General features: G+C 67.8%; 9 protein-coding genes. 5 read left to right on the forward strand and 4 right to left on the reverse strand.

Annotated elements, in window-relative coordinates; all coding sequences use genetic code 11:
• Positions 1–246 precede the first annotated feature (246 nt).
• Complete coding sequence (locus AB4Y92_RS24935) at positions 247–930, reverse strand: SIR2 family NAD-dependent protein deacylase (RefSeq protein ID WP_441822061.1); 684 nt, start codon at positions 928–930, stop codon at positions 247–249.
• 217 nt (positions 931–1,147) lie between these two features.
• Here AB4Y92_RS24935 and AB4Y92_RS24940 point away from each other — a divergent pair, with 217 nt between their 5' ends.
• A complete protein-coding gene (locus AB4Y92_RS24940) occupies positions 1,148–2,677 on the forward strand; it encodes an amidohydrolase family protein (protein WP_441822062.1) in 1,530 nt (509 codons plus the stop codon).
• A gap of 30 nt (positions 2,678–2,707) precedes the next feature.
• Here AB4Y92_RS24940 and AB4Y92_RS24945 read toward each other — a convergent pair whose 3' ends face one another.
• A complete protein-coding gene (locus AB4Y92_RS24945; protein ID WP_441822063.1) occupies positions 2,708–3,565 on the reverse strand; it encodes an alpha/beta fold hydrolase in 858 nt (285 codons plus the stop codon).
• Positions 3,566–3,737: 172 nt separating this feature from the next.
• Here AB4Y92_RS24945 and AB4Y92_RS24950 point away from each other — a divergent pair, with 172 nt between their 5' ends.
• The 4 genes from AB4Y92_RS24950 (at position 3,738) to AB4Y92_RS24965 (ending at position 9,180) form a co-directional block, all read left to right on the forward strand.
• On the forward strand, positions 3,738–3,920 hold the full coding sequence (locus AB4Y92_RS24950) for a hypothetical protein (RefSeq protein WP_441822064.1): 183 nt from the start codon (positions 3,738–3,740) through the stop codon (positions 3,918–3,920).
• A 403-nt stretch (positions 3,921–4,323) separates the two neighbouring features.
• Positions 4,324–7,677, forward strand: coding sequence for an EAL domain-containing protein (locus AB4Y92_RS24955; protein WP_441822065.1), 3,354 nt, complete (start codon positions 4,324–4,326; stop codon positions 7,675–7,677).
• Between the two features lie 132 nt (positions 7,678–7,809).
• A complete protein-coding gene (locus tag AB4Y92_RS24960; protein ID WP_441822066.1) occupies positions 7,810–8,235 on the forward strand; it encodes a RidA family protein in 426 nt (141 codons plus the stop codon).
• Positions 8,236–8,277: 42 nt separating this feature from the next.
• Positions 8,278–9,180 carry an aldo/keto reductase gene (locus AB4Y92_RS24965; protein WP_441822067.1) on the forward strand — a complete coding sequence of 301 codons (903 nt, stop codon included), beginning with the start codon at positions 8,278–8,280 and terminating at the stop codon, positions 9,178–9,180.
• A gap of 78 nt (positions 9,181–9,258) precedes the next feature.
• Here AB4Y92_RS24965 and AB4Y92_RS24970 read toward each other — a convergent pair whose 3' ends face one another.
• Both AB4Y92_RS24970 and AB4Y92_RS24975 read right to left on the reverse strand, forming a co-directional pair.
• Positions 9,259–9,798, reverse strand: a complete 540-nt coding sequence (locus AB4Y92_RS24970; protein ID WP_441822068.1) for an SRPBCC family protein — start codon at positions 9,796–9,798, stop codon at positions 9,259–9,261.
• Positions 9,799–9,840: 42 nt separating this feature from the next.
• Positions 9,841–10,248, reverse strand: coding sequence for a YciI family protein (locus AB4Y92_RS24975; RefSeq protein WP_441822069.1), 408 nt, complete (start codon positions 10,246–10,248; stop codon positions 9,841–9,843).
• Positions 10,249–10,643: the final 395 nt, after the last annotated feature.

Here is a 10,643-nt window from a genome sequence, read left to right on the forward strand (position 1 = left end):
GCGACAAAGAAAGTAACCAAAGAAAACGCTTTGGGCTGTTTCGAGTCAAAAGCCACGAGTGCGGTGCCTGCGCAGGCAGGTCCCACATTGGGCATCCTGCCCAAGGTGGGACCCGGCGCACGTCCATGTGCGCCGCCCTTCGGGTGTCCTTTTGCTATCGCGAGATACTTGCGCCGCCAAGCCAGAACCAGGGCAAAAACCCAGCAAGAGCAACAGCAATGGCGCGGCGAAGCGCGTGCAGACGACTCACTGCGACAACCACTGTGCCACCAAAGGCGGCACCGTCTCCACCGCCGTGCCCTGCAGGAACCGGTAATAACGCGGCACCTCCTGCAATTCCGGCGATACGAACACACGCTCGGCGGTGGGCGGGGCGTAATCGACCAGGCCCGCGGCCGGGAACACGGTCAGCGAGGTGCCGATCGCCAGCACCTTGTCGGCGTTGGAGAAATGCTGCGCCGCCTGCTCCAGGTGCAGCACGCCTTCGCCGAACCAGACCACGTCCGGGCGCAGCTGACTGCCCAGTTCGCACAGATCGCCGATCTCGATCAGCGGACCCTTGAGCGTGTAGATGCGCGATTCGTCGGCGCTGCTGCGCGCCTTGAGAATTTCGCCGTGCACGTGGATCACGTTTGTGGAGCCGGCGCGCTCGTGCAGGTCGTCGATGTTCTGCGTGATGACGACGACGTTGTACTTGTCTTCCAGCCGCGCGACCGCCTCGTGCGCGGCGTTCGGACGCGCGGCCAGCACGGCCTTGCGGCGCTCGTTGTAGAAACGCAGGACGGTGGCGGGGTCGCGCTCGAACGCCTGCGGCGAGGCCACGTCCTGCAGACGGTACTCGTGCCACAGGCCGCCCATGTCGCGGAAGGTTTTCAGGCCGCTTTCGGCGCTGACGCCGGCGCCGGTGAATACGACGATGTTCTGTTTCATGTTCGAGACTCTGAATCGGGAGCCGGCGCCGCGATCGCGCGCGCCGCGCCCGCCGGTGCGGTCGCACGGGGCAACAACGATTGCGGCGGGGCTTTCAACCATAGCGCAACCACGCGCATCTGTTGAGGGCGGACGCTGCGAGCGCGCCGCCCGGTTCCGGCCGCCGCGGCTTCGCCGCCGGTGCTTATCATCGACACCTCACGAGTGGGAGACAGGAATGATCGCTTATCTGCTGGGCATGGTCTTGGGCGTGGCGCCGGCAACGGCGGCCGCCACAACCGCGACGGCGCCGCCGGCCGCAGCGTCCGTCGAGCCCGCCGGCAGCTGGGTGGTCCGCGATGTCACCGTGATTCCGGCCGATACCGACGAAGTGCTGGCGCATCGCACGCTGGTGATCCGCGACGGCAAGATCGCGCGGATTCTGCCGCCCGGCGCGATGGCGAAGGTCAAGGATGCGACGGTGCTGGACGGAAGCGGCAAGTTCCTGGTGCCCGGTTTCGTCGATGCGCACCTGCACATCGCCACCGAGGGCGCGATTCGCGGCAGCAAGGACGCGACGCTGTCCGGCCTGGATCTGGGCCGCGACCATCGCTACGACCGCCAGATAATGCTGAGCCTGCTCAAGGCCGGCGTCACCGGCGCGGCTAATCTGGGCGGCAGCGTGAGCAGCGACGACGACCTGCTGTGGCTGCGCGGCGAAATCGACGCCGGCCGTATCGACGGGCCCAAGCTGTATGTCGGCAAGCTCATCAACGGCCCGCGCGCGGCGGTCATGGCCAAGCCCGAGGGCGCGGTGCCGGCGTCGAAGCCCGAGGCGCCGACCACCGCCGCCGACGGCGTCACCGCGGTGCGCCGCGCGCGCGAACGCGGCTACGATTTCATCAAGCCGTATCAGTTCCTCAATCGCGAAACCTATCTGGCCGTGGTCGAGGAAGCCAAGCGCCAGGGCTTCATCACCACCGGTCATCTGCCGGAACTGGGCTGCGACAGCTGCGCCGATCGCGACTTCGCCTTCGCTCACCCGATGACCAATGTCGCCCACATCGAAGAGCTGGCGCGGTTCGCCCGTTTCGGCAGCGATCTGGCGCCGAAGGACATCGACGCGCTGGCGCAGGCGATGGTGGATAGCCGCATGTCGGTATCGCCGGGCCTGATCACGCTCAAGACCATCGTCGGCATGTACGTGCAGCGCGAAGTGCCGCCGGTGTCGGGCGAGTGGCTGAAACTGGTCGATCCGGTCACCCGCCGGGAATGGGCGCCGCCGGCCAACCGCTATCTGAGCCAGGCCTTCCGCGATCAGCAGAACGCCGACCGATTCTCGGCCGGCTACGACTTCGGCCGCGTGCTCACGCGCGAGTTGTGGAAGCGCGGGGTCGGCTTCACCGTCGGCACCGACGCGCCCTTGCCCGGGCTGCCGTTCGGCGTGTCGGCGCAACAGGAAATGATCGAACTGCGCGAGATCGGCCTCAAGCCGGTGGAAGTGCTGCGCGCGGCCTCGATCAACGCCCATCGCCTGTTCGACCCGCGCGCCGGCAGCGGCGCGGTGCGCGAGGGCGAACGCGCGAACCTGGTCTTGCTCAACGCCGATCCGCTGGCCGATATCCAGAACGTGGCGAAGATCGACGGCGTGTTCGCGCAGGGACGCTGGCTGTCGATGGCGCAGATCGACCGCAAGCTGGCCGAAAGCGAAGCCTTCGAGCGCGACCTGGAGCGGCAGTTGCAGGCGCGCAAGCCGGCGGCGCCTTGAGTCAGGCGCCGGTGATTGCCGTGGCGGCGGTCAGCGGCCGGATAGGTTCTCCGGCCTCGGCTTCCAACCTTGCAAGAACGCCAGCAGATCGGCGTTGAGCCGGTCCTTGTGGGTGTCGGTCAATCCATGCGGCGCGCCCGGGTAGACGATGAGCTTGCTGTTCTTGATCAACTTGGCCGAAGCGCGGCCGGCGGCGTCAATCGGCACGACCTGATCGTCGTCGCCGTGCACGATCAAGGTCGGCACGTCGAATTTCTTCAGGTCTTCGGTGAAATCGGTGGCCGAGAACGCGGAGATGGAGTCGTAGGTGTTCTTGTGGCCGCCGGCCATGCCCTGCACCCAGAACCAGTCGATCGCGCCCTGCGAGGGCTTGGCGCCGGGCCGGTTGTAGCCGAAGAACGGGCCGGCGGCCAGATCCTTGTACAACTGCGAACGGTCGGTGAGCGAGGCCGCGCGCAAGCCGTCGAACACCTCGATGGGCAGGCCGCCGGGATTGCGCTCGGTCTTGAGCATCAGCGGCGGCACCGCCGAAATCAGTCCGGCTTTCGCGACCCGCGCGGTGCCGTGACGGCCGATGTAGCGCGCCACTTCGCCGCCGCCGGTGGAGAAACCGAACACGCTCGCATCGCGCAGGTCCAGGTGTTCGATCAGTTCGGCCAGATCGTCGGCGTAGTGATCCATGTCGTTGCCGTCCCAGGGCTGGGCGGAACGGCCGTGGCCGCGGCGGTCGTGGGCGATGCAGCGAAAACCGTTGCCGGCCAGGAAGAACATCTGCGCTTCCCAACTGTCGGCGGTCAGCGGCCAGCCGTGGCAGAACACCACCGCGGGGCCGCTGCCCCAATCCTTGTAGTACAGCTCGATGCCGGCGCGCGTGGTGAAGGTGCTCATGGGGGCTCCGTGGACGGTGGGGCGCCCGCGCGATAGCAGACCGCGCACGGCCAGGGCGGCCGCTCGCGGCATGCCATCCTGGCGGAAGCTGGAGATCGGGCGGCGCGAGGACGCGGCCCATTAGCGGTCCACGGGCAAAGCCGGCGGCGACGGACAGCGCAGTTGCCGATCCGTGACGGTAATCGCGATCGGTTCCAGTGCGCGCGCTCATTGCGCCGCGCTGCTGCGTTTCAGCCACGTTCGCGCGCGGCTGGCCGAGCTGGGCTACGCGGTCAAGCTGATGGCAGGCGGCGTCGCCGGCTGGCTCGACGAGAGCTTCGCGCTGGCCAGCGGGGAGGAAGAAGCGGCGGTTTGAGCGCAGCGCTGGCATCGGCCGCCTGCGCACTTGTGATGCGGCGCATGCGGTTCGCCCGGCGCTTGACGACGGTCATCGGCGGCTTCGCTTGGGAGCCGCGATGCGTCCGATTCTTACCGTCGGGCGGCTGCCGGGCCCAGGAACACGGCGTGTTTCACGTTTGCAACAAGCACTGCGTCGGAGTTTCGACGCCGGCCACGATCGCTCCGCGTTAGGCGGACGATCGGCGCCGTTCGCCGGCGGTTCGCCGCCGCGCCCCATTCACCCGTGTCGTGTCGCATCTTCACGCGCCATGCCGCAATCTGCGGTCAGGGCGCCGACCGCGTCATGTTTCACGAACGGCCGGCGGGAACAGACCGTCGCTCGGGTCCAGGCGCGGGTCCGACCGGGAAGTGGGTTGCACATGACGACAGACAGCCGGGATCCGCGAGCCGCCACCGCCGCCGATCCCCATGGACCGGATCGCAGGCCGTCACGGCAGGCCGATCTGGTGGCCGCGGCGCGCATCGGTCTGGCGGTGATCGACGGCGACGGCCGCATCGTTTTCGCCAATCCGTGTTTTTCCGAATACCTCGCCATCGCGCCCGAGGCCGCCGCCGGCTTGAGCCTGGATGAGTTGATCGCGGCGGAAAGCCGCGACGGTCTGGCCGCGTTGTTGCAGCCGGCCGCGAACCCGCCGCCGATCGATGCGACCGACGAACCTTTGCGTTGGCGCCGCATCGACGGCGAAACCCTGTGGGCCCACGCCGTGCTGACGCCGCTGCCGGGCGACGAATCCGGCGCGCACCTGCTGCAGTTGCTCGACGCCGGCCCCTTGCGCCAGGCCGAGCGCGCACTGGCGGCCAGCCGGCGCCGGCTCGACCTGCTGCTGGACTCGGGCGACCTGGACAGTTGGGAGTGGGATCCGGTCAGCAATCAGGTGTCCAGCTCGCGACGGCTCAGCGCGTTGCTGGGTTACCAGATCGACGAGATCGGCGAAGACATGCTGCATTGGCTGCCGCTGTCGCATCCCGACGACCGCGGGCAATTGATGAGCCTGCTGCACGAGGCCGCCCACGGCGCGATCGACCAGGCCGACACGGTGCTGCGCTGGCGCCATAAGGACGGCGGTTGGCGCTGGATCCACAGCCGCGGCAAGATCGTGGAGTGGAGCGAGGACGGCCGCGCGTTGCGGGCGATGGGCGTCAATCTGGACGTCACCGCGTTCAAGCTGGCGCAGCAGCAGTTGGCGACAGCGAAGCGGCGCCTGGAACTGGCCACCGGCGCCGGCCATATCGGCATGTACGACATGCAACTGCCCAGCGGCTTCGCGCGGGTGAATCCGGAAGTGTTCGCGATCTTCGGCCTGCAACCGGTGCAGGCGCCGGAAGGGCTGGATCGCGACGAAGACGTCGCCGACGGCGACACCTGGCAGGTGTTCCAGTTGTCGACGGAACGATGGCTGGATTCGATCCATCCGCACGACCGCGCGCGCGTCGCCGCGCAGTGGGCGCACAGCGTCGGCGCAGGCGGCGAGGTCGATATCGAATACCGCATCGTCAAGCCCGACGGTCGCGTGCGCCATCTGCACAGCGTGGCGACCTTGTTCCGCGACGGCGTGCAGCCGCCCACGCGCTGCGTCGGCGTGGTGCTCGACGTCAGCGCGCGCAAGGAAACCGAACACGAACTCGCGCTGATGACCGAGCGCCTGCAACTGGCGGTCGGCGCCGGCGGCATCGGCGTGTTCGAACTCGATGTCGCCAGCCGCGCGCAGGACTGGGACGAGCGCATGCACGCGCTGTACGGGCTGGCGCCGGGCAGTTACGACGGCAGCCTGCAGACCTGGCTGGAGTGCCTGCTGGCCGACGACGCGCAGCGGCTGGCGGCGGAAGTGGAGCGCGCGCTGCAGCACGGCGGCGCGATCGACACCGACTTCCGTATCCATCACCGCGACACCGGCGAGGTGCACCACATCCGCGCGTTGGCGCGGGTGGTGCGCGACGGCGACGGCCGGCCGATGCGCCTGATCGGCTTGAACTGGGACATCACCGGACGCAAGCACCTGGAAGCGCAGTTGTTCGAAGAAAAAGAGCGCATGCGCATCACCCTGCGCTCGATCGGCGACGCGGTGGTGTGCACCGATTCGCTGGGCCACATCACCTTCCTCAATCTGGCCGCCGAGCAGCTGACCGGCTGGGCCCAGGAACGCGCGGTCGGCCATCAGCTGGCGGCGATCCTGAACTTGAGCAGCGAAAGCGGCGAAGACGCGCCGATCGATCCGGTCACCGAATGCCTGATCCGTCTGGCCGCGGTGCCGCTGCCCGAGGGCGCGGTGGTCACCGACGCGCAGGGCCTGCAGATCGCCGTGCACGGCGGCGCGTCGCCGCTGCACACCGCCTCCGGGCAGGTGATCGGTGCGGTGCTGACCCTGCGCGATGTCAGCAGCGCCCGCGCCCTGCAGCGCGATCTGGCCCACAGCGCCAATCACGATGCGCTGACCGGCCTGCCCAATCGCCTGATGTTCGAACGCGAACTGCGCCGGGCCACCACCGATGCGCAAGGGCTCAGTTCCGGCCATGTGCTGGGCTTCATCGATCTGGACCGCTTCAAGATCGTCAACGACAGCGCCGGCCACGCCGCTGGCGATGCGTTGTTGCGCGAGATCGGCCAACTGCTCAAACGCCGCACCCGCGACAGCGACCTGATCGCGCGCATCGGCGGCGACGAATTCGCCTTGCTCCTGCGCAACTGCGACCTGCGCCGCGGCGAGAGCGTGGCCGCGCATCTGGTCGAAGAGATCGGCGCCCTGGATTTTCGCTGGAACGGCCGCCGCCACGAGATCGGCGCGAGCATCGGCCTGACCAGCGTGGCGGTCGAATCGCCGGCGCCGGACGATCTGATGAGCCAGGCCGACGCCGCCTGCTACGCGGCCAAGTCCGCCGGCCGCGGCCAGGTCATGGTCTACGAAGGCACCAGCAACAGCGCCCGACGCTATCGCCGCGAGAACTTGATCGTGTCCGGCTTCCGCGACGCCATCGCCGAGAACCGGTTCTCGTTGTTCGCGCAGGAAATCCGCGAGCTCGGCCCGCATCCGGGCCCGCAGCGCCATTACGAAATCCTGCTGCGCATGCGCGACGAGCAAGGCGCGATCATCGAGCCGGCGCAGTTCGTGCCGGCGGCCGAGCGCTACGGGTTGATGATCGACCTGGACCGCTGGGTGGTGGGCACCTTGCTGCGCGACTACATCGGAGCCTTGCGTGCGACTCCGGATATTTCGCTGTCGGTGAACCTGTCCGCCAACTCGCTCAGCGATCCGAGGCTGTGGCCGTTCCTGCGCGACGAACTGCGCCGCGCCGCGCTGGCGCCGGGACGGCTGAGCCTGGAAATCACCGAAACCGCGCTGATCGACAACCTGTCCACCGCCAGCGCTTTCATCGAACACGCGCGTCAGGCCGGTTGCGGCATCACCCTGGACGACTTCGGCGCCGGCCTGAGCTCGTTCGGCTATCTGCGCCGGTTTCCGGTGGACACGATCAAGATCGACGGCAGCTTCGTGCGCGAATCGGTGCACAACGACGTCGACCGCACCATCATCGCCTCGATCAACGCGGTCGCGCACCAGATCGGCGCGCGCACGGTCGCCGAACATGTCGAAGACACCCAGACCCTGGAACTGGTGCGCGCGCTGGGCATCGACAAGGCCCAGGGCTATGCCATCGCGATGCCGCGCGCATTGAGCGAGGTATTCGCCTTGCCCGCGGGAAGCGGCGAGGCCTGAGCGAAAATTTCTTCGCGGCCGGCATGTCACAGCGGCGCGGGGTGGATCGTCGTACCGTGGTGAGCGATTCGGATACGCGCATCGACGCGTCCGCATCGCCGCATCGCCATCCCCCATTCGCAAGGAATCCGCATGAACCTCGCATCACCCCGGCCGGTCTTCGCCCTCAGCAATCCCGCCGGCTTGTACGACCCCGCGCCCAACGGCTATTCGCATCTGGCCCAGGTCGAAGCCGGCGCGCGCTGGCTCCTGGTCGCAGGGCAGGGCGGAGAAACCGCCGACGGCGCGCTCGATCCCGACTTCCGCGCGCAGGTGCGCCAGGCCATGGCCAACCTGATCACCGCCCTGGCCGCGGCCGGCGCCGGCCCGCGCGACGTGGTCAAGCTGACCGTGCTGGTGGTCGATCACAGCCACGAGCGCCTGCACGTGTTCGGCGAAGAACTGGCCGCGGCGTTCGGCGCCGATCACCGCCCGGCCTGCACCTTGATTCCGGTGCCGCGTCTGGCGTTGGACGGGATGTTGTTCGAGATCGAGGCCATTGCCGCATTGGCCGGCTGAGGCCGCAGGATAGACTGGGATCCCCCGATCCGCGCCCTCGCCATGCCCGCCCATACCGAAACCGACACGCCCGCCTTGCAACTGTCGCCCATCGTCGCCGGCGTATGGCGCATGGCCGAATGGAACTTCGATGTCGATCAGCGCCGGGACTGGATTCATCAGGCCCTGGCGCTGGGCATCGACAGCTTCGATCACGCCGATATCTACGGTGACTACCGGGTGGAGGCGTTGTTCGGCGAAGCGCTGGCGGCCGAGCCATCCTTGCGCGATCGCATCAGGATCGTCAGCAAGTGCGGGATCAAGCTGACCTCGGCGCAGCGGCCCGAGCACCGGATCAAGTCCTACGACAGCTCGCGCGAACACGTGCTGGCTTCGGTCGAGAACTCGCTGCGCGCGCTGAACACCGATCGCCTCGATCTGCTGCTGATCCATCGCCCGGATCTGCTGATGGACGCCGATGCCTTGGCGCGCACCTTCGAAGACCTGAAGGCCGCCGGCAAGGTGCTGCATGTCGGCGTGTCCAACCACACGCCGGCGCAGTTGGCGTTGTTGAACTCGCGCCATCGCCTGGCCACGCACCAGATCGAGCTGTCGCCGCTGCATCTGCCGCCGCTCGACGACGGCACGCTGGAACAATGCCAGGCGCTGGCGATGCGGCCGATGATCTGGTCGCCGCTCGGCGGCGGGCGCTTGTTCGACGACGCCGACGCCCACGCCCGGCAGGTGCGCGAGGTGCTGGCGGCGGTGGGCGAACGCCACGGCGGCGCGTCGGTGGCGACGATGGCGTATGCGTGGCTGCTGCGGCATCCCTCGCGGCCGTGGCCGATCACCGGCAGCGGCCGCGTGCAGGGCCTGCGCGATGCGGTGCAGGCGCTGACGATTCAGCTGAGCGCGCAGGACTGGTACGAAATCTGGCAGACCGCCGCGGGCCGCGAAGTGGCCTGAAACCGCGGTCGCCGTTGCACAAACACGAAGGCCGCCGATGTTCCGGCGGCCTTTTTGTTTACGCGGGTTCGCGCCGGCTTATTGCGCGAACGAGTTCTCGCTGAGCTGCTTGAGGTCGCGCAGGCCTTTTTCGAACATGCCGCCGACCATCTTGTCCATGCTCATGAAGATGCCGATCGCTTTGAACAGGAAGCTGTGGCGGCCGCTCATGGCCCAGGTCACCTCGGTGCGCGCGCCGGCCGGCGTGAAGGTGAATTCGGCCAGGTTGTGGGCTTCGAAGGGTTTGAGGAAATCCAGCTGGATCTTGATGTACTGGTCCGGGCGGGTTTCCAGGATCAGCATGCGGCCCTCGCCGACGTCCTTGTTGCCGACCCAGGAGTAGATCGCGCCTTCGCCCGACTCGGCGCCCTCGTAGCTGCGGCGCAGATTGGGATCGACGTTTTCGAACGGCGACCACTGCGGCCAGCGATGGAAATCCTGCACCTGGGCGAACGCGGCCCCGGGCGGCGCGTCGATGACGATGCTGCGCTCGACGCGGAAATCCGATGGCCGCATCGCCGCCACAGCCAGGAACAACACGATGAGCGCGGCGATGGCGAGAAGAATGATCTGCAACATGGCGAGGCGTCCTGAGGTTCGGGTAAGTGAACGATGCCGCGATCAGCGGCCTTGCGGCGATTCCAGGCACCCGACCGACTTTTGCACGTCGTCGGGGAAATCCTCCATTTCCATGACCTGGCGGATCTCGATGGTCTCGCTGTCCGAGCCCGGGCAGCGCTTGGCCCAGGCGATGGCCTCATCCCGCGAAGCCACGTTGAGTATCCAGTATCCGCCGAGTACTTCCTTGGCCTCGGGGAAGGGGCCGTCGGTGACCGTGGGCTGGCCGCCGCGGAAACTGACCCGCGCGCCCATCGACGGCGGATGCAGGCCGTCGAGCGAGATCAGCACGCCGGCGTCTTGCAACTGCTGGTTGTAAGCCATCATCGTCGAGATCTGTTCGGCGCTGGGCAGCTTGCCGGGTTCGGCCGATTCGTAGCCTTGCGGAATCATCAGCATCATGAAGCGCATGAGTGTTTCTCCTGTCGTTGTCGTTAGGTCGATGCGGCGGGCGGGCTTGGGGTTCAAGCCGATCGCAGCACCGCGCTCTTGTAAGGACGACGAACCGGCGTGAGCCGGATCGACACGCCGGCGAAAAATATTTCGCCTCGCCCGCGGCGGCGATCCGCGCGGCAGGCGCCGCGGAACTGAATCGAATCTGTCTTGCCTGTGCCGCGACGCCACAGCGGTGACCAAGGGACTGCTTACCATCGCGCCTTCATTGACCGAAGGCGAGGGCGGTAATGAGCAATTGGTTGGTCACACGCAGCGCATTGGCCGGGACCCTGGCCGTCCTGGTGCTGAGCCTGGGCGCGGCCCGGGCCGAAGATGCGCCGGCRCTGGCGCCGGCGCGACCGGCCGCGGCC

Source organism: Lysobacter sp. TAB13 (assembly GCF_052113885.1).
GTDB lineage: Bacteria > Pseudomonadota > Gammaproteobacteria > Xanthomonadales > Xanthomonadaceae > Lysobacter > Lysobacter gummosus.

Excerpts from the sequence above, each read along its gene's own strand:
- AB4Y92_RS24955 (WP_441822065.1), top strand. The coding sequence starts at position 4,324 with ATGACGACAGACAGCCGGGATCCGCGAGCCGCCACCGCCGCCGATCCC.
- AB4Y92_RS24970 (WP_441822068.1), bottom strand. The coding sequence starts at position 9,798 with ATGTTGCAGATCATTCTTCTCGCCATCGCCGCGCTCATCGTGTTGTTC.
- AB4Y92_RS24975 (WP_441822069.1), bottom strand. The coding sequence starts at position 10,248 with ATGCGCTTCATGATGCTGATGATTCCGCAAGGCTACGAATCGGCCGAA.
- AB4Y92_RS24935 (WP_441822061.1), bottom strand. The coding sequence starts at position 930 with ATGAAACAGAACATCGTCGTATTCACCGGCGCCGGCGTCAGCGCCGAA.
- AB4Y92_RS24960 (WP_441822066.1), top strand. The coding sequence starts at position 7,810 with ATGAACCTCGCATCACCCCGGCCGGTCTTCGCCCTCAGCAATCCCGCC.
- AB4Y92_RS24940 (WP_441822062.1), top strand. The coding sequence starts at position 1,148 with ATGATCGCTTATCTGCTGGGCATGGTCTTGGGCGTGGCGCCGGCAACG.
- AB4Y92_RS24965 (WP_441822067.1), top strand. The coding sequence starts at position 8,278 with ATGCCCGCCCATACCGAAACCGACACGCCCGCCTTGCAACTGTCGCCC.
- AB4Y92_RS24945 (WP_441822063.1), bottom strand. The coding sequence starts at position 3,565 with ATGAGCACCTTCACCACGCGCGCCGGCATCGAGCTGTACTACAAGGAT.